Source organism: Actinomycetospora sp. NBC_00405, from assembly GCF_036044095.1.
Classification (GTDB): Bacteria; Actinomycetota; Actinomycetes; order Mycobacteriales; family Pseudonocardiaceae; genus Actinomycetospora; species Actinomycetospora callitridis.
The window spans coordinates 5,415,398-5,433,048 of sequence record NZ_CP107938.1; the positions used below are offsets into that span (position 1 = coordinate 5,415,398).

At 74.5% G+C, this 17,651-nt stretch carries 17 protein-coding genes; 10 read left to right on the forward strand and 7 right to left on the reverse strand.

Features of this window, described 5'->3' with window-relative positions:
* Positions 1 to 40 precede the first annotated feature (40 nt).
* The gene (locus OG774_RS26665; RefSeq protein ID WP_328305353.1) at positions 41 to 1,285 is read right to left on the reverse strand and encodes an acetyl-CoA C-acetyltransferase; all 1,245 of its coding nucleotides are present in this window, start codon (positions 1,283 to 1,285) and stop codon (positions 41 to 43) included.
* A gap of 121 nt (positions 1,286 to 1,406) precedes the next feature.
* Between OG774_RS26665 and OG774_RS26670 the strand changes: the two genes are divergently transcribed.
* Both OG774_RS26670 and OG774_RS26675 read left to right on the forward strand, forming a co-directional pair.
* Positions 1,407 to 2,810, forward strand: a complete 1,404-nt coding sequence (locus OG774_RS26670; protein WP_328305354.1) for a cystathionine beta-synthase — start codon at positions 1,407 to 1,409, stop codon at positions 2,808 to 2,810.
* Positions 2,811 to 2,835: 25 nt separating this feature from the next.
* Entirely contained in the window at positions 2,836 to 3,981 is a 1,146-nt protein-coding gene (locus OG774_RS26675) for a cystathionine gamma-synthase (protein ID WP_442873915.1), read from the forward strand.
* Between the two features lie 10 nt (positions 3,982 to 3,991).
* Here the strand turns inward: OG774_RS26675 and OG774_RS26680 are convergent, their stop codons facing one another.
* The gene (locus OG774_RS26680) at positions 3,992 to 4,435 is read right to left on the reverse strand and encodes a PPOX class F420-dependent oxidoreductase (RefSeq protein WP_328305357.1); all 444 of its coding nucleotides are present in this window, start codon (positions 4,433 to 4,435) and stop codon (positions 3,992 to 3,994) included.
* A gap of 54 nt (positions 4,436 to 4,489) precedes the next feature.
* Complete coding sequence (locus OG774_RS26685; RefSeq protein ID WP_328305358.1) at positions 4,490 to 4,789, reverse strand: hypothetical protein; 300 nt, start codon at positions 4,787 to 4,789, stop codon at positions 4,490 to 4,492.
* Positions 4,790 to 5,098: 309 nt separating this feature from the next.
* Between OG774_RS26685 and OG774_RS26690 the strand changes: the two genes are divergently transcribed.
* Positions 5,099 to 6,298, forward strand: coding sequence for a threonine ammonia-lyase (locus tag OG774_RS26690; RefSeq protein ID WP_328305359.1), 1,200 nt, complete (start codon positions 5,099 to 5,101; stop codon positions 6,296 to 6,298).
* A gap of 19 nt (positions 6,299 to 6,317) precedes the next feature.
* On the opposite strand, the gene greA is transcribed toward OG774_RS26690, so the two are convergent.
* The gene (gene greA / locus OG774_RS26695; RefSeq protein ID WP_328305360.1) at positions 6,318 to 6,812 is read right to left on the reverse strand and encodes a transcription elongation factor GreA; all 495 of its coding nucleotides are present in this window, start codon (positions 6,810 to 6,812) and stop codon (positions 6,318 to 6,320) included.
* 379 nt (positions 6,813 to 7,191) lie between these two features.
* On the opposite strand from greA, the gene mca reads away from it, so the two are divergent.
* From mca to OG774_RS26715, 4 genes are all read left to right on the forward strand, one after another.
* Entirely contained in the window at positions 7,192 to 8,100 is a 909-nt protein-coding gene (mca, locus tag OG774_RS26700; RefSeq protein ID WP_328305361.1) for a mycothiol conjugate amidase Mca, read from the forward strand.
* Complete coding sequence (locus OG774_RS26705; RefSeq protein ID WP_328305362.1) at positions 8,097 to 8,417, forward strand: hypothetical protein; 321 nt, start codon at positions 8,097 to 8,099, stop codon at positions 8,415 to 8,417. Before mca ends, OG774_RS26705 begins: the two co-directional genes overlap by 4 nt.
* A gap of 26 nt (positions 8,418 to 8,443) precedes the next feature.
* Complete coding sequence (locus tag OG774_RS26710) at positions 8,444 to 10,468, forward strand: thioredoxin domain-containing protein (RefSeq protein WP_328305363.1); 2,025 nt, start codon at positions 8,444 to 8,446, stop codon at positions 10,466 to 10,468.
* Between the two features lie 175 nt (positions 10,469 to 10,643).
* Positions 10,644 to 11,330: a hypothetical protein gene (locus OG774_RS26715; RefSeq protein ID WP_328311166.1), complete on the forward strand. Its 687-nt coding sequence runs from the start codon at positions 10,644 to 10,646 to the stop codon at positions 11,328 to 11,330.
* Positions 11,331 to 11,345: 15 nt separating this feature from the next.
* Here OG774_RS26715 and trhA read toward each other — a convergent pair whose 3' ends face one another.
* Complete coding sequence (gene trhA / locus OG774_RS26720; protein ID WP_328305364.1) at positions 11,346 to 12,023, reverse strand: PAQR family membrane homeostasis protein TrhA; 678 nt, start codon at positions 12,021 to 12,023, stop codon at positions 11,346 to 11,348.
* Between the two features lie 130 nt (positions 12,024 to 12,153).
* Here trhA and OG774_RS26725 point away from each other — a divergent pair, with 130 nt between their 5' ends.
* Complete coding sequence (locus tag OG774_RS26725) at positions 12,154 to 12,933, forward strand: isoprenyl transferase (RefSeq protein WP_274193957.1); 780 nt, start codon at positions 12,154 to 12,156, stop codon at positions 12,931 to 12,933.
* Between the two features lie 121 nt (positions 12,934 to 13,054).
* On the opposite strand, the gene OG774_RS26730 is transcribed toward OG774_RS26725, so the two are convergent.
* Entirely contained in the window at positions 13,055 to 13,570 is a 516-nt protein-coding gene (locus OG774_RS26730) for a hypothetical protein (protein ID WP_328305365.1), read from the reverse strand.
* A 332-nt stretch (positions 13,571 to 13,902) separates the two neighbouring features.
* Between OG774_RS26730 and OG774_RS26735 the strand changes: the two genes are divergently transcribed.
* Together OG774_RS26735 and OG774_RS26740 are read left to right on the forward strand one after the other, a co-directional pair.
* Complete coding sequence (locus OG774_RS26735) at positions 13,903 to 15,234, forward strand: DUF885 domain-containing protein (protein ID WP_328305366.1); 1,332 nt, start codon at positions 13,903 to 13,905, stop codon at positions 15,232 to 15,234.
* Between the two features lie 396 nt (positions 15,235 to 15,630).
* Positions 15,631 to 16,998 (forward strand): PhoH family protein, encoded by a 1,368-nt coding sequence (locus OG774_RS26740; RefSeq protein WP_442873916.1) that lies wholly within the window; start codon positions 15,631 to 15,633, stop codon positions 16,996 to 16,998.
* A 69-nt stretch (positions 16,999 to 17,067) separates the two neighbouring features.
* Here OG774_RS26740 and OG774_RS26745 read toward each other — a convergent pair whose 3' ends face one another.
* On the reverse strand, positions 17,068 to 17,619 hold the full coding sequence (locus OG774_RS26745) for a hypothetical protein (RefSeq protein ID WP_328305368.1): 552 nt from the start codon (positions 17,617 to 17,619) through the stop codon (positions 17,068 to 17,070).
* Between the last annotated feature and the right edge of the window lie 32 nt (positions 17,620 to 17,651).

A 17,651-nucleotide genomic window follows, 5' to 3' on the forward strand; every position in this document is an offset into this window, starting at 1 on the left:
CGACACACAGGCACCGCGCCCGCAGCGCCCGGCCAGGCGCTCAGTTCAGGCGCTCGAGCACCATCGCCATGCCCTGCCCGCCGCCGACGCACATGGTCTCGAGGCCGAGGCTCCCGTCGCGGGTGCGCAGGCCGTTGATCAGCGTGGTGGCGATGCGCGCGCCGGTCATGCCGAACGGGTGGCCGACGGCGATCGAGCCGCCGTGCACGTTGAGCTTCTCCTCGATGTCGTCGTCGGACATCCCCAGGCCCCGCGCCGACGGGAGGACCTGGGCGGCGAAGGCCTCGTTGATCTCGACGAGGTCGACGTCGGCGATCCCGAGCCCGGCGCGGGCCAGCGCCCGCGCCGACGCCTCGATCGGCCCGAGGCCCATGATCTCGGGCGAGAGCGCGCTGACGGCGGTGGAGACGATGCGCGCGAGCGGGGTGATCCCCAGCGACTCGGCGCGCTCCGCGGACATCACCACGAGCGCGGCGGCGCCGTCGTTGAGCGGGCAGGCGTTGCCGGCGGTGATGCGGCCGTCGGGTCGGAAGACCGGCTTGAGGTCGGCGAGCGCCTCGTAGGTGGTGCTCGGCCGGGGGCTGTCGTCGTGCTCCATCACCGAGCCGTCGGGCAGCGTCACCGGGGTGATCTCGCGCGCCCAGAAGCCGTTCTCCTGACCGGCGCCCGCCCGCTGCTGCGAGCGCGCGGCGAACCGGTCCATCTCCTCGCGCGTCACGCCCTCGGCCAGCGCCACGTTCTCGGCGGTCTGCCCCATCGCGATGTACGCGTCGGGGAGCAGGCCGTCGGCGCGCGGGTCGTGCCACTCGGTCGCGCCCGCGGCGGCCACCTCGGCGGTGCGTGCCTCGGCGTCGGCGAACAGCGGGTTGTGCGTGTCGGGCAGATTGTCGGAGCTGCCCTTGTCGAACCGCGAGACGGTCTCGACGCCGGCAGCGAGGAAGACGTCGCCCTCGCCGGCGCGGATGGCATGCGCGGCCATGCGCGCGGTCTGCACCGAGGACGAGCAGTACCGCGTGATGGTCGCGCCCGGCAGGGTGTCCATCCCGAGCTGGACGGCGACGATGCGGGCGAGGTTGTGGCCCTGCTCGCCGCCGGGCAGGCCGCAGCCGAGCAGGAGATCCTCGATCTCGGTGGGGTCGAGCGCGGGCACGGCGTCGAGCGCGGCGCGCACCACCTGCGCGGTGAGGTCGTCGGGGCGCATCCCGGCCAGCGAGCCCTTGCGGGCGCGGCCGATCGGCGAGCGGACGGCGGACACGATGACGGCCTCGCGGCCTGGGGCGACCATGGCGCCGACCCTACGACCGCGCGCCAGGGCGGGCCCCGTCGTCGCCACCCGGCGAGGTGATTCCTCGCACGTCCGAGGGGGTGGGCGGCGCTCCGGGCGGCAAAGCCGGAGGATGGGTGCCATGCGCTACGCGGAGCACGTCGCGGACCTCATCGGCCACACGCCGCTGGTGCGTCTCAACCACGTCGTCCCGACGGGTCCGGACGCACCGCTCGTGCTCGCGAAGGTCGAGTACTTCAACCCCGGCGGCAGCGTGAAGGACCGCATCGCCGAGAAGATGATCGACGCCGCCGAGGCGTCGGGCGAGCTGAAGCCCGGCGGCACCATCGTCGAGCCGACGTCGGGCAACACCGGCATCGGCCTGGCGATCATCGCCCAGCAGCGGGGCTACCACTGCATCTTCGTGTGCCCGGACAAGGTGAGTGTGGCGAAGCAGGACGCGCTGCGCGCCTACGGCGCCGAGGTCGTCGTCTGCCCCGCCGCCGTCGAGCCTGACAGCCCGGAGTCGTACTACTCGGTCTCCGACCGGCTCGCCCGCGACACCGACGGCGGCTGGAAGCCCAACCAGTACGCCAACCTCGCCAACCCGGCCTCGCACGTCGAGTCGACCGGCCCGGAGATCTGGGACCAGACCGACGGGCGCATCACGCACTTCGTCGCCGGCGTCGGCACCGGGGGCACGATCTCGGGCACCGGCCACTACCTCAAGGACGTCTCCGACGGGCGGGTGCGCATCGTCGGCGCCGACCCCGTCGGCTCGGTGTACTCCGGCGGCGACGGGCGGCCCTACCTCGTCGAGGGCGTCGGCGAGGACTTCTGGCCGACGACGTACGACCGCGGGGTCCCCGACGAGATCGTCGCGGTGCCGGACGCCGACTCCTTCCACATGACGCGGCGGCTGGCCCGCGAGGAGGCGCTGCTGGTCGGCGGCTCGTGCGGGATGGCCGTGTGCGCGGCGGCGAAGGTCGCCGCCGAGGCCGGCCCCGACGACGTCATCGTCGTGCTCCTGCCCGACGGCGGGCGCGGCTACCTCTCGACGGTGTTCAACGACGGGTGGATGTCGTCCTACGGGTTCCTCACCCCCGACACCACAGAGTGGACGGTCGGCGACGTGCTGCGGCGCAAGGACGGCTCGATCCCCGACCTGGTGCACGGCCACCCCAACGAGACCGTCGCCGACGCCGTCTCGATCATGCGGGAGTTCGGGGTCTCGCAGATGCCGATCGTCAAGGCCGAGCCGCCGGTCATGGCGGCCGAGGTGCGCGGCGCGGTGACCGTGCGCGATCTGCTCGACAAGCTGTTCAACGACGGGGCCTCGCTGACCGACCCGGTCGAGGACCACCTCTCGAAGTCCCTGCCGAGCCTGGGCAGCACCGAGCCGCTGTCGAAGGCGGTGGAGGCGTTGCGCGGCGGCGACGGGGCCCTGGTGCTCGTCGACGGGCGGCCCGCCGGCATCGTCACCCGCGCCGACATCCTGGCGTTCCTCGCCACGGGCAGCCGTTACGACATGGGTGGGCCGGCGTGAACCCGGGATGCCTAGGGTGGACGAGGTGAACGGTTTCTCGACCCGCGCCCTGCACGACGGCCAGGAGCCCGACCCGACCACGGGCTCGGTCGTCGTCCCCATCTTCGCGACGTCCACCTTCGCCCAGGACGGCGTCGGCGGCCTGCGCTCGGGCTACGAGTACGCGCGCACCGGCAACCCCACGCGCACCGCGCTGGAGACGACGCTGGCCTCGCTCGAGGGTGGCCGGCACGCCCGGGCCTTCGCGTCGGGCATGGCGGCCGAGGACGCGCTGCTGCGTGGCGTGCTGCGCCCCGGCGACCACGTGCTGATGCCGCTGGACGCCTACGGCGGCACCTACCGGCTGATCTCGACGGTCTACTGCGACTGGGGCGTCGAGTACACCGCGGTCGACACCGCCGACGTCGAGGCCGTGCGCGCGGCGATCCGGCCGAACACCAAGATCCTCTGGTGCGAGACGCCGACCAACCCGCTGCTCGGCATCGCCGACATCGCGGCCCTCGGGGCCCTGGCCCGCGAGCACGACCTGATGCTGGTCGTCGACAACACCTTCGCCTCGCCCTACCTGCAGACCCCGCTCGCGCTCGGCGCGCACGCGGTCGTGCACTCGACGACGAAGTACCTCGGCGGGCACTCCGACGTCGTCGGGGGCGCGCTCGTCACCGACGACGGCGAGCTCGACGCGACGCTCGGGCGCATGCAGAACGGCATGGGCGCCGTGCCCGGGCCGTTCGACTGCTTCCTCACCCAGCGCGGCCTCAAGACCCTCGCCGTACGCATGGAGCGCCACAGCGACAACGCCGAGCGCGTCGCCGACGTCCTCGCCGCCCACCCGGCGGTCGTCTCGGTGCTCTACCCGGGCCGCGCCGACCACCCGGGCCACGAGGTGGCCGCCAAGCAGATGCGCCGCTTCGGCGGGATGATCTCGGTCCGCATCGCCGGCGGCGAGCAGGCGGCGCGCGACTTCTGCGCCGCGACCCGGGTGTTCACGCTCGCGGAGTCCCTGGGCGGCGTGGAGTCGCTCGTCGAGCACCCCGGCGCGATGACCCACGCCTCGGCGGCGGGCTCGCTGCTCGAGGTGCCGGCCGACCTCGTGCGCCTGTCGGTCGGGCTGGAGGACGCCGACGACCTCGTCGACGACGTCCGCCAGGCGCTCGACTCGCTGGCGTAGGGAACCGGGCTCAGCCCAGGGCGTCGCCGTACACGCGATCGACGCTCATGGTCATGAGCACGCGCCGGTCGGCCACCATGGTCGCGCGGTAGTCGTCCCAGTCCGGGTGCTCGCCGGCGGCCGCGCGGTAGTACGCGACGAGGGCCTCGACCTCCGGGCCGTGCGGGTCGGTGCCCGGGCCGACGAGCGTCACCGAGCCCTCGGCGGTGGCCCACGACCGGCCGTCGGCGCTCGTGACCTCCAGCGCGGCGCGGGGGTCGCGGCGCAGGTTCGCGGTCTTGGCGCGACCCTCGGTCATCGATACGGCGAGGGTGCCCGCCTCGCGGTCGTAGAACGGCATCACGGGGGAGAGCTGGGGACGGCCGTCGGCCTTGATCGTGGCGAGGACGCCGAGACGGCTCCCGGCGAGCAGGGCGCGCGGGTCGAACGGCAGGTCTGACGAAGGGGCGGTCATGCCCCGATCCTGGCCCCGCCGGCCGGGATCGTCAGCGGTTCCTCCCCGGGGCTCCTAGCCGCGGCGGGAGGCCGGGTCGTGCATCGAGGGGTCGGTCATCGGGTCGATGTCGCCGGGCTTCACGCAGCCCCCGACGAGGGCGATGCCGTCCGGGGTGCTGACGTAGGTGCCCGGGTCGTCGCACCCGGCGCTGCCGACGGTGCCGAAGGCCGCCACCGCGAGCAGCGCGGCGAGCAGCAGGGGCAGCGCGCGGGCCACCCGCGACGTGCGCGTGCCGTCCGCGGGCGCCGCGTCCGCCGTGGCGGCGGGCGCAGCAGCCGTCGCGAGGGGAGCCGTAGGGGCGGAGGCCGACACGTCGGAGAACGTGTGGTGAGGCCGTGAGGTTCCCGGCGCGGGGCCGATCGGATCGATCGCCATGCCGTCTCACCCCCTGGAGCGGATTCCTCACGCCGCCCCCACGAGGCTACCGACGTGCGTGGCGGGCGTGAGGCGCTCGCACGATCGGGCGATCGGCGTCGGGCGTTCGGCGACGACCGGTCGACGGTTCGATCGGCGCCGACGGGCCGGTCCCGCCACCGTCCCGCCACCGCCCGTCCGCCGCTCGCCTACCAGCGGCCGGACCACCCGGACGGCGGTCGCGGCGAGGAGGCAGGATCGGTCGGCGTGGAGCTGGTCGAGCGGGCGGACGTCGAGGCCGCGCGGGTGGCGCTGGCCGGGGTCGTGCGCACCACGCCGGTCGCGCCCTCGCGGGTGCTCTCGGGGTTCGCCGGCGGACCCGTCTCGCTCAAGTGCGAGAACCTCCAGCGCACGGGCAGCTTCAAGATTCGCGGTGCCTACCGTCGCATCGAGCGCCTCGGGCCGGAGGGTCGCGCGCCGGGGGTCGTCGCCGCGAGCGCCGGCAACCACGCGCAGGGTGTGGCGCTGGCCGCCCGCCTGCTCGACACCCGGGCCACGGTGTTCATGCCCGCCGGTGCGCCGCTGCCGAAGCTCGCCGCGACCCGGGGCTACGGCGCCGACGTGCAGCTCGTCGACACCTTCGCCGAGACGCTCGAGGCCGCGGGGGCGTTCGCGGAGCGCACCGGCGCGGTGCTGATCCACCCCTTCGACCACCCCGACATCGTCGCCGGGCAGGGCACGGTCGGCCTCGAGATCCTCGAGCAGGTGCCGGACGTCGCCACCATCGTCGTGTGCACCGGCGGCGGCGGGCTGATCTCCGGGATCGCCGCCGCCGTGGCCGACCGCGGGGTGCACGTCGTCGGCGCCCAGGCGGCGGGCCTGGCCGCCTGGCCCCCGTCGCTGGCGGCCGGGGCGCCGGTCACGGTCACCGGCGCGACGATCGCGGACGGGATCGCGGTCCCGCGGCCCGGTGAGGTCACGTTCGCCCATGTCGCGACCCTCGTCGACGAGATCGTGACCGTCGACGAGGAGGCCCTCGCCCGCGGGGTCCTGCGCAGCCTCGAGCGGGAGAAGCTGCTCGTCGAACCCGCCGGGGCGGCGGCCGTCGCCGCGATCGCGGAGTACCCGGAGCGCTGGGCGACCCCCGTCGTGGCGGTCGTGTCGGGCGGCAACGCCGACCCGCTGATGCTCGTCGACCTCGTGCGCCGCGGCCTCGTGGCCGCCGGGCGCTACGCGTCGCTGCGCGTGCGCCTGCCCGACCGCCCCGGCTACCTCGCCGACGTGCTGCGGCGCGTGGGGTCGGCCGGGGGAAACGTCGTGGACGTCGAGCACCGCCGGCTGATGGGGTCCGGGAGGTCGCTGGGCGCGGTGGACGTGGCCCTCACGCTGGAGGCGCGGGGCCACGAGCACGCGGCGGCGATCCTGGACGACCTGGCCGGCGCCGGGTACGAGGTGGCGCCGGAGTGAGCGCCCAAGCCCGTAGGACTCAGGAGCGGTAGGGCTCCGCGGAGATCAGCGTGACCTCCATCGACCCGCCGTCCGGCAGGTCGTAGCTCACGGTCTCGCCGGCCTTGGCGCCGAGCAGCGCCGAGCCGAGCGGGGAGTTGGGCGAGTAGACCTCGAGGTCGCCGTGGGCGCCCTCCTCGCGCGAGCCGAGCAGGAACGTCTCGGTGTCGTCGTCGCCCTCGAAGCGCACGGTGAGCACCGTGCCCGGGACGGCGGTGCCGCTCTCGGTGGGCGTCTCGCCGACCTTCGCGGTGTGCAGGAGCTCCTGGAGGTGCCGGATGCGGGCCTCCATCACGCCCTGCTCCTCGCGGGCGGCGTGGTAGCCGCCGTTCTCCTTGAGGTCGCCCTCCTCGCGCGCGGCGTTGATCTTCTGCGCGATCACGGGACGCTGGGCGACGAGGTCGTCGAGCTCGGCCTTCAGCCGGTCGTGGGCGTCCTGGGTCAGCCAGGTCACCTGCGTCTGCGTCTCGGTCACGGTGATCAACTCCTCGGAGGTCCGGGCCCGCGCGACGCGGGTCGGTGGCCTGTTCTCCTCACGGGCCCTGCCGGCACCGCGCCAGGGTGGACGGCGCCGCGGCCCGGGGGCCACAGACGGAAAAACACGGCCCGCGGCATGCGGGCCGTGTCGCTCCACGGTAACACGACGGGCGCCGTGGGGAACCTGTTCGAGGATGCCGCGCTGTGGATCGGGTGCGTGTGAAGGGCCTTGCCCACCTGCGCTTTCTGTGTCAAGAGGGGGTGGCGCGGGGTCCGCGGGCGGGCCTGTCGGGGGTGGCCGGGATGATGGAGGACGACCGGGGTGTTGCACCTCGGTAGTCACCAGAACGACGCACGAGGACGGCTCCGGACAGACGATGAGCGCACTCCCTACCGACCAGCCGCTGCGGCTGATGACGGTGCACGCCCACCCCGACGACGAGGCCAGCAAGGGCGCCGCCTCCTGTGCCCGCTACGTCGCCGAGGGCGTGGAGGTCATGGTCGTCACCTGCACCGGTGGCGAGGCCGGCAGCATCCTCAACCCGGCGATGGACACCCCCGAGGTCAACGCGGACATGCCGGGCACGCGGCGCGCCGAGATGGCGAAGGCCGCGGCGATCCTCGGTGTATCGCACCGCTGGCTCGGCTTCATCGACTCCGGGCTGCCCGAGGGCGACCCGAAGCCCCCGCTGCCGCCGGGCTGCTTCGCGCTCGAGCCCCTCGAGGTGCCCACCGAGGCGCTCGTACGGGTGATGCGCGAGTTCCGGCCGCACGTCGTCGTCACCTACGATGAGAACGGCGGCTACCCGCACCCGGACCACATCCGCTGCCACGAGGTCTCGATGGCCGCGTTCGAGGCCGCGGGCGACCCGGAGCGCTTCCCGCTCGCGGGTGAGCCGTGGCAGCCGCTGAAGGTCTACTACTCGCACGGCTTCTCCAAGGCGCGCATCCAGGCCTTCCACGAGGCCCTGCTCGCGGCGGGCCTCGAGTCGCCGTGGGCGGAGTGGCTCGACCGCTGGGACGACTCGCGGCCCGACCCGGGCCAGCGGGTGACCACCCGTGTGACGTGCGCGGAGTACTTCCACGTCCGTGACGACGCGCTGCGGGCGCACGCCACGCAGATCGACCCGAACGGCCGCTGGTTCCAGATGCCGCTGGAGCTGCAGCAGCGTGTGTGGCCCACCGAGGACTACGAGCTGGCGCGCTCCCTGGTCGACACCGAGGAGACCAACGAGCGGCCCGGGGACGACCTGTTCGCGGGGGTCCGGGAGCGGGTCGGCGCATGACGCCCCTCGCCGTGTGGTGGACGGTGCTGCCGCTGGCGGCGCCGCCGCCCGGCGCGCCGCCGGGGTCCGAGCGCGGCGAGGAGTTCGGCAAGACCTCGCCGATCGCGCTGGTGGTCATCCTGCTGCTCGGCCTGGCGACGGCCCTGCTCATCCGCTCCATGAACAAGCAGCTGCGCAAGGTGCCGCCGTCGTTCGACCCGGAGCCGCCGGAGTCGCGCGAGGGCGATGACGGTCCACCGGCGCCCGACGACCCGGTGGCGCCGACGGCGCCGCGCACCGACCGGACCACGGATCCGCCGGGGACCGGTTCGTCCTGATCCCCGGGCGGTGCGAGGATCCCGTCATGGCCAACCGGCTCGCCGGCTCCACCAGCCCCTACCTGCGGCAACACGCCGACAACCCCATCGACTGGCAGCCCTGGTCGTCCGGGGCGTTCGACGAGGCGCGCCGTCGTGAGGTGCCGGTCCTGCTCTCGGTGGGCTACGCCGCGTGCCACTGGTGCCACGTCATGGCGCACGAGTCGTTCTCCGACCCCGAGGTGGCGGCGTACGTCAACGCGCACTTCGTGGCGATCAAGGTCGACCGCGAGGAGCGCCCGGACGTCGACGCGGTCTACATGGAGGCCACCCAGGCCATGACCGGCCAGGGTGGCTGGCCGATGACCTGCTTCCTGACCCCCGACGGCGACCCGTTCCACTGCGGCACCTATTACCCGGCGAGCCCGCACGGGGGCATGCCGTCGTTCACCCAGCTGCTCGGCGCGGTGGTGCGGGCGTGGGGTGAGGAGGGCCAGCGGGTGCGCGATGCCGCCCGCGCGATCACGCAGCGCCTCGCGTCGGTGTCCCGGTCGCTGCCGCCCGCCGGCGTCGACGCCGACACCCTCGCCGAGGCCGTCGCGGCCCTGACCGGTGACTTCGACGAGCAGTACGGGGGGTTCGGGGGCGCGCCCAAGTTCCCGCCGTCGGCGGTGCTGGAGTTCCTGCTGCGCCACCACGAGCGCACGGGCAGCTCCGACGCGCTCGCGATGACCGACATCACCGCCGAGGCGATGGCACGCGGTGGGCTGTTCGACCAGCTCGCGGGCGGGTTCGCCCGCTACTCGGTGGACGCGACGTGGACCGTGCCGCACTTCGAGAAGATGCTCTACGACAACGCCCAGCTGCTGCGCGTCTACGCCCACCTGGCCCGGCTGACGGGGTCACCGTCGGCCGCCCGCGTCACCGACATGACGGCCGCCTTTCTGCTGCGCGACCTGCGCACCGCCCAGGGCGGCTTCGCCTCGGCGCTCGACGCGGACGCCGCGGGCGAGGAGGGCTCGACCTACGTGTGGAGCCCCGCCGAGCTCGTCGAGGTGCTGGGCGCCGAGGACGGGGCGTGGGCCGCGGAGCTGCTCGGGGTCACCGCCGGCGGCACCTTCGAGCACGGCCGCTCCACGCTGCGGATGCCCGTCGATCCCGACGACCCGGCGCGGTGGCAGACGGTCCGCAGGGCCCTGCTGGCCGCCCGCGCGGGCCGTCCGCAGCCCGAGCGCGACGACAAGGTCGTGGCCGGGTGGAACGGGCTGGCCGTCACCGCGCTGGTCGAGGCGTCGGCGGCCCTCGGACGCAGCGAGTGGCTGGCGGCCGCCCGGCGCGCCGTCGCGCTCCTGCTGCGCACCCACGTCGTCGAGGGGCGGCTGCGCCGGACGTCCCGGGACGGCGAGGTCGGCGACGCCCCCGCGGTGCTCGAGGACCACGCCGCCCTCGTCGAGGCCCTGCTCGCGCTGCACCAGGCGACGGGCGAGGCGCGGTGGCTCTCCGAGGCCCGGTCACTGCTCGGGACGACGCTGGAGCACTTCGCCGAGGTCGGCGAGGACGGGGCGTACACCGGCCGCTTCTGGGACACCGCCGACGACGCCGAGGCGCTCGTGACCCGCCCCCGCGAGATCACCGACGGCGCCACGCCGTGCGGGTCCTCGCTGCTGGCCGGGGCGCTGCTCACCGCGTCGTTGCTCGTCGAGCCGGAGGCGTCCGCGCGCTACCGCGAGCTCGCCGACGCCGCGGTGGACGCCGTCGGCACCCTGCTGTCCCGGCACTCGCGGTTCGCCGGCTCCTGGCTGGGCGTCGCCGAGGCCGCCGCCCACGGGCCGCTCCAGGTGGCCGTGGTGGCCGCGGACGCCCCCGGGCGTGTCCGGCTCGCCGACACCGCCCGGCGCCACGCCCCCGGTGGCTCGGTGGTCGTCGCGGGCGAGCCCGACGCCGACGGCGTGCCCCTGCTCGCCGACCGTCCCCTCGTCGACGGCGGGCCCGCCGCCTACGTCTGCCGCGGCTTCGTCTGCGACCGCCCCCGGACCGCGCCCGACGACCTCGCCGCCGCGCTCTCCCGCTGACGCGCGCCGAGGGTTTCTGCAGCGAACGCGCTGTTCGCTGCTTCTACGCGCGCGAAGTCCCCGTTGATCACGCCGCCGAGCCCGCTTCGCCACCGGCGAACACGCACGCGCACCCACTCGGACGTTGCTGTGTAATGCTGTAAGTACAGCAAGAACGTGGAGGAGGAGCGTCATGATGGTGGGACGCGGAGGACATCGGGGACGGCCGGGGCGCGGCGGTCCGGGACGGCGCGGTGGTGGACGGGTCCCGACGGACCTGCCCGGCACGGACGACCTCGCGGGCTGGCTCGCGGGCCGGCTCCCGGACGGATGGTTCGCGGGCACGCCGACCGTGACGGTCGACCGCGAGGAGATCCTGGTCGTCGGCGAGCTGGCGGCGCCGAACCTGGACGCGGACGCCGACGAGGCCGCGCGCGCCGCGGCGTCGCACGGGCGCATCGAGCGGTTCCGCGAGGAGACCCGCGAGGAACGCATGGAGGTCGCCCGGCAGGCCGAGCACCGCTACGGGCGCAAGGTGGCCTGGGGCGCGCGGATCGGCGAGGTCGAGGAGCTGTTCACGACCCTCTCGGTGCCGGTGATGACGCGCCTGCGCCAGTCCGAGCGCCTGGTGCTCGACACGCTGGTCGACGCCGGCGTGGCCCGCTCGCGGTCGGACGCGCTGGCCTGGGCGGTGGCCCTGGTCGGCGAGCACGCCAGCACGTGGCTGGACGACCTGCGCGGCGCGATGAGCGCGGTCGACGAGCTGCGGACCCGCGGCCCGGTGCTCGACGACGACGACACCGCGACGCCGGGCGCCGGCGGCGTGGACGACCGCCCGGACCCCGACGGGGGCGGCGGGGACCCGGTCCCGCCGCAGGGTTGAGAGTCGCGCGGCGGGCTAGCCCGCGTAGAGCACCAGCCAGATCGCCACGTAGTGGCAGGCCGCGGCGATGACCGTCGCAGCGTGGAAGAACTCGTGGAAGCCGAAGGTGTTCGGCCAGCCGACGGGGCGGCGCAGGGCGTAGAAGACCGCCCCCAGGCTGTAGAACGCCCCGCCGACGATCAGCAGGACGAGCGCCGCCACGCCTCCGCGGTGGAGCAGGTCGGGGATCACGAAGACCGCGACCCAGCCGAGGGCCAGGTAGAACGGCACCCCGACCCACCGCGGGGCGTGCGGCCACGCGATCTTGAGGACGACCCCGCCCAGCGCGCCCGCCCATACGACGGCCAGCACGATCAGCCCGGTGCGCTCGGGCAGGGCGAGCACGGCGAACGGTGTGTAGGTGCCCGCGATGAAGACGAAGATCATCGCGTGGTCGAGGCGCTTCATCAGCGTCCGCGCACGCGCCGTGTGCCAGGTCCGACGGTGGTAGAGCGCGCTGACCCCGAACACGCCGCACACCGTCAGCGAGTAGACGGCCACGGCGACGGCCGCCTCCGCCGACACGGTCGCGCCGGCCAGGGACACCAGCACGATGCCGGCCGCGACCGCGACCACGAACGACCACAGGTGCAACCAGCCGCGCAGCCGCGGCTTGACCGGGACCAGGTCGGCATCGGGGTCGGTGACGGTCACGGGCCCCAGGATAGGGCCGGAACCTGTGCGTCCGGGCCGATGTGACGGCGTTCGCCGTGCCGTCCCCGGGCCGTCACCGCTCGGTCACGGGCCTCCGCCCGGCCGGGCGCACCGACTACCGTGGGCCGCCGTGACACTCCGGGACGATCTGCGCCGGGTCGCCTACTCGCTCTACGAGCGGCGGCTGCGCCGTCGTGGGGCGACGAGTGCGCCGCCGCGTCACATCGGGGTCATCCTCGACGGCAACCGCCGGTGGGCGCGGGAGGCGGGGCTGGCCGATCCCAGCGACGGCCACCGCGTCGGAGCGGCCAAGATCGTCGAGCTCCTGGACTGGAGCCAGGAGGCCGGCGTCGAGGTCGTCACCCTGTTCCTGCTCTCCACCGACAACCTCGACCGGCCCACCGCGGAGCTCGACCAGCTGCTCGAGATCATCGCCTCGGCGGTGGAGGGGCTCGCGGCCCCGGACCGCCGGTGGCGGCTGCGGGTGGTCGGTAACCCCGACGCCCTGCCCCGGCCGCTGGCCGAGCGCATCGAGGCGGCCGCGGACGGCACGGCGGGCCGCGACGGCATGGAGGTCAACGTCGCCATCGGCTACGGCGGGCGGCAGGAGATCGCCGACGCCGTGCGCAAGCTCCTGCTGCGCCACGCCGAGGCCGGCACGTCGATCGAGGAGCTCGCCGAGGTCCTCGACGTCGACCACATCGCCGAGCACCTCTACACGTCGGGCCAGCCGGACCCCGACCTCGTGATCCGCACCTCCGGCGAGCAGCGGCTCTCGGGGTTCCTCATGTGGCAGTCCGTGTACTCGGAATTCTATTTCACCGAGGCCCTGTGGCCGCAGTTCCGTCACATCGATTTCCTGCGGGCCCTGCGCGACTATTCCCGGCGGAATCGTCGCTGGGGCGGCTGATCAGCGAGCGCGCACGAGAACGGCCCCGGGAGCAGTGCTCCCGGGGCCGTTCCCGTGTTCCCCGACCGTGGCCGACCCGTGCCATCCCCCGATGGGCACGGATCGTCCGCGGACGTGTGGACTAGCGCGAGTTGTCCGTGCTCAGGACGTTGATGTTGTCCAGGCTGGCGTTGGCCAGGATGTTGTCGGCGCTGATCAGACGGTCGCCCGAGGAGATCGCCGTGCGGTCCCCGCCGCCGTCGCGGTCGCGGTCGCGGTCGCGGTCGCGGTCGTGCCCACCGTGGCCGTGGCCGTGGCCGTGGCCGTGGCCGTGACCGTCGCGCCCACCGCGGCCGCCGCGGTCGCCGTCGCAGTCGCTGTCACGCGAGTTGTCCTGCGAGAGGACGTTGATGTTGTCGGCGTCGAGGTTCGACGCCAGGTTGTCGAGGCTGACGAGCCGGTTGCCCGAGGAGATCGCGGTCTTGTCGCAGTCCCCGCCGCCACCGCGGTGGCCGCGGTCGCCGTCGTCGTGGTGGCCGTGGCTACCGTGGTCGTGGCCCCGGTCGTGCGAGGGCGACTCGCCGGCGGAGGCCAGCGGAGCGAGGGAGAGCATGCCCGCCGTCGCGCCCAGGACGACGATTCCCGCCTTCTTCAGCATCCAGTGCTCCAGTTTCGTTCGTCGGCATCGGCGGGAATTCGGGGTCCCCGTCGATTGGCTTCCAGCCCCACGGACGGTGCGGCTGATGGGCTAAAAGCTAGCCGCCGCGAGCAGGCCATTTCCAGCCGAGAACCCCCATCGAGTGATTGACAATTCCGACTGCGACTTGAGTGGGATGACCGGGTGATTTGCCGGTCACGTCCGCCGCGCATTCCACGGCCGGCAGGGCATTCAGTGGCGGTGCGTCGCAGCCCTCGACACCCGCCTGTCGTATCAAGACCCGGCTCCCGCCGGACGAGGCCTCCGGCGGCCACGCGGCGTAGCCTCGTCCGGTGGTCGCGGACCCGGACGTCGACGGGGCGGGGAGCGCGGGTCTCGACGGGCTCGCGCGCGCCTATGTCCGCCTCGCGCTGCGCCTGGACCGGGTCGTGCCCGGGGTGCTCGACGCCCATCTCGGCGACCCCGCGGACGCGGCGCGGGTCGCGGCCGAGCCGGCGCCCCGCCCCGACGACCTCGCGCGCGAGGCGGACCGCCTGCGGGCGACCCTGCCCACCGGGGGTCCCCGGTCCGCCTTCCTCGACGCCCAGCTCCGCGCCTGCCGGGTGCTCGCGGAGCGGGCCGGCGGCCGCGAGATCGGCTTCGTCGACGAGGTGGAGCGGAGCTTCGGGGTGCGCATCGCCCGCGGCGACCCCGACCGCTACCGGGAGGCCCACCGGGACCTCGACGCGCTGCTCGGGGGTTCCGGCGCCCTCCCCGAGCGCCTGGCGGCCTTCCGCGACGGCGACCGCCTCGCCCCCGAACACCTGCCGACCGCCCTCGGCGCCGCGGTCCGGGCGCTGCGCGAGCGCACCGCGGCCACCGTGGGGCTGCCGCCGGGCGAGGACGTGACGCTGGAGGTCGTCGACACGGCCCCGTGGAGCGGGTTCAGCCGCTGGGTGGGCCCGCGGCGCTCGACGATCACCGTCAACGGCGGCATCGGGCACCGGGTGACCCACCTGCCGCTGCTCGTGGCCCACGAGGCCTACCCGGGCCACCACACCGAGCACTGCCGCGTCGCGGCCGCCCGGGCGGCGGGCGGGGGACGGCCCGAGCGCGAGGTGTTCCTCGCGCGCACCCCGCAGAGCCTCGTGGCCGAGGGCGCCGCCGAGCTCGGGCTCGAGGCGGTGGTCGGACAGGGCTGGGGGCGCTGGAACGCGGAGGTCCTCGCGGCGGCGGGCGTACCGACCGACCTCGGGCGTGCCGCGCTCGGCGAGGCCGTCGAGGAGGTCATGGCCCGCCTGGCGCCGGTGCGCCAGGACGCCGCGCTGATGCTGCACGCCGAGCTTCGGCCCGACGCCGAGGTCGTCGCTCACCTGCGTCGCTGGCTGCTCGTCGACGAGGCCCGGGCGCTCCGGATGCTGGAGTTCCTGGCGCACCCGCGGTGGCGCACCCACACGACGACCTACGTCGAGGGTGCGCGGCTGCTGCGGCCCTGGCTCGCCGGGTCGGGCCCCGATCCGGTCACAGCGCGTCTCGCCCACGTGCTCGACGACCCGCCCACGCCCGAGGAGCTGCGCGGCGGACCCCAGACTCCCGCGCCCCGTCCCGCGCCGCGACGTGCCGCCTGGCCGCCCTGGCTGCGCCGAACGGTCGGTGGTCGGGGCGTGCTGCCCGGAAATCGGTGAGCCACGTCACCAACTCGTCACGCTCGGCGCGCGACAGCGACCGGCTACCGGCGGTAGCGTCCGCGCCGACGGACCCGCACCGGATGCGGGGCGTCCGGGGAGGCCGGTAGTGGCAGATCGGAGCGGGACGGGGACGTCCACCGCTCGCGGCACCAGCGCCAGTACGGCGTCGGGGCTCGCGGTCGGCGCGACGCGACCGCCCTGGTCCGGTCCCGGGGGAGGGCCGGCACCCGGTTCTGCCCCGCGATGGCGCAGGACGGCCCCCGGGCCGCGCCACCGCGCCGTCGAGCCGCCGGACTAGCCGACCCGTTCCGCCGAGGAACACAGTGGTCGCGGGTGCCGTGGCCGCTCGAGGGAGTCGTCGTGAGCGCAGCACCAGCCGAGCGTCCCGCTTCCGTGAGCACCGCCAGCACCACCGCCAGCACCCCCGTCACCGGTCCCTCCGGGGCCGCCGACGGCGCGCGCTGTTACGTCCTCGACACCTCCGTGCTCCTCTCGGACCCGTGGGCGCCCACGCGGTTCGCCGAGCACGAGGTGGTCCTCCCGCTCGTCGTCATCTCCGAGCTCGAGGGCAAGCGCCACCACTCCGAGCTGGGCTGGTTCGCGCGGGAGGCACTGCGTCTGCTCGACGACCTCCGCATCCGTCACGGCCGTCTCGACGAGCCGATCCCCATGACACCGGAGGGCGGGACGCTGCGGGTCGAGCTCAACCACTCCGACCCGTCGGTGCTGCCGGCCGGGTTCCGGACGGCGGAGAACGACTCCCGGATCCTCGCCTGCGCGCTCAACCTCGCGGCCGAGTGCTCTGCCCACGGAAGTCCGGGCCGGGTCACCCTCGTCACCAAGGACATGCCGCTGCGGGTCAAGGCGGCGTCGGTGGGTCTGCCCGCCGACGAGTACCACGGCCAGGACGTCACGACGACGGGCTGGACGGGCACCGCCGAGGTCGCCGCGAGCCCGGACGAGGTGTCCTCCCTCTTCGCCGACGGCGTCACCGACGTCGAGGAGGCCCGCGAGCTGCCGTGCCACACCGGGCTGCGGCTGCTCGGCGGGGGCTCGTCCGCCCTCGGGCGGGTCACCCCGGACAAGCAGGTCCGTCTCGTGCGCGGCGACCGCGACGTCTTCGGCCTGCACGGCCGCTCGGCGGAGCAGCGCATCGCGATCGACCTGCTCACCGACCCCGACATCGGCATCGTCTCCATGGGCGGCCGGGCGGGCACCGGCAAGTCGGCGCTGGCCCTGTGCGCCGGGCTCGAGGCGGTCCTCGAGCGCCAGCAGCACCGCAAGGTCGTCGTCTTCCGCCCGGTCTACGCGGTCGGCGGCCAGGACCTCGGCTACCTGCCGGGCGGCGAGAACGAGAAGATGGCGCCCTGGGCGCAGGCGGTGTTCGACACCCTCGGCGCGCTGGTGTCCTCCAACGTGGTCGAGGAGGTCATCGAGCGCGGGATGCTCGAGGTCCTGCCGCTGACCCACATCCGCGGCCGCTCGCTGCACGACGCCTTCGTCATCGTCGACGAGGCCCAGTCGCTGGAGCGCAACGTGCTGCTCACGGTGCTCTCGCGCCTGGGCACCAACTCGCGGGTCGTCCTCACCCACGACGTCGCCCAGCGCGACAACCTGCGGGTGGGCCGCCACGACGGCATCGCCGCCGTGATCGAGAAGCTCAAGGGCCACCCGCTGTTCGCCCACGTCACGCTGACCCGCTCCGAGCGCTCGCCGATCGCCGCGCTGGTCACCGAGATGCTGGAGGGCGAGCGGCTCTAGCCGGTCCCGGATCGCGCACGGACGGCGCTCTCGCAGCCTCCGAGGCAGCGAGAGCGCCGTTCGTGCGGGTCACGCGGCGGCGAGCACGAGCACGGCCAGGCCGAGCGGGACGTCGAGCGCGACGCAGAACTCGGCGAGCGACGGTGTGACGACGTCGCGGTGGCGGCGCAGGTGCCACACGTCCCAGATCCCGTGCGCGACGAGGGTCAGCGCCGCGACGACGAGGCCGACGCCGGGCGCGAGCAGGAGCGCGGCCGTCACGAACACGCCGTAGCCGACGAAGCCCGCGCTCTCGAGTGTCAGCACCGGCCGCGACGCGCCCCGCAGGAGGCCGACGACGACCAGTCCGGCGACGACGATCCCGGTCGTGACCACGGGGTCGAGGGCCACGAGGGCGCCGCCGACCGCGAGGACCGACGCGATCGGGATCCAGAGCCACGCCATCCAGGGCAGCGAGAACGCCGCGGCGGCGACGTAGCAGGAGGCCGCCACGGCGACGGTGGTCGCGACGGTGTCGCGGTCGGCCCCGCCGAGCACGGCGGCGAGGGCGACGAGGAGGCCGACGGCGGTCGGCCAGCGGTGGGTGAGGGCGGAGACCCTCCGCCCGTGCTGGGTGGTCATGCGCGTCATCGTGCGCCTCGCGCGGATACCCC

Excerpts from the sequence above, each read along its gene's own strand:
- OG774_RS26680 (WP_328305357.1), bottom strand. The coding sequence starts at position 4,435 with ATGACCGCCCCTTCGTCAGACCTGCCGTTCGACCCGCGCGCCCTGCTC.
- OG774_RS26745 (WP_328305368.1), bottom strand. The coding sequence starts at position 17,619 with ATGACCACCCAGCACGGGCGGAGGGTCTCCGCCCTCACCCACCGCTGG.
- OG774_RS26705 (WP_328305362.1), top strand. The coding sequence starts at position 8,097 with ATGACGCCCCTCGCCGTGTGGTGGACGGTGCTGCCGCTGGCGGCGCCG.
- OG774_RS26670 (WP_328305354.1), top strand. The coding sequence starts at position 1,407 with ATGCGCTACGCGGAGCACGTCGCGGACCTCATCGGCCACACGCCGCTG.
- OG774_RS26665 (WP_328305353.1), bottom strand. The coding sequence starts at position 1,285 with ATGGTCGCCCCAGGCCGCGAGGCCGTCATCGTGTCCGCCGTCCGCTCG.
- OG774_RS26710 (WP_328305363.1), top strand. The coding sequence starts at position 8,444 with ATGGCCAACCGGCTCGCCGGCTCCACCAGCCCCTACCTGCGGCAACAC.
- mca (WP_328305361.1), top strand. The coding sequence starts at position 7,192 with ATGAGCGCACTCCCTACCGACCAGCCGCTGCGGCTGATGACGGTGCAC.
- OG774_RS26730 (WP_328305365.1), bottom strand. The coding sequence starts at position 13,570 with ATGCTGAAGAAGGCGGGAATCGTCGTCCTGGGCGCGACGGCGGGCATG.
- OG774_RS26715 (WP_328311166.1), top strand. The coding sequence starts at position 10,644 with ATGGTGGGACGCGGAGGACATCGGGGACGGCCGGGGCGCGGCGGTCCG.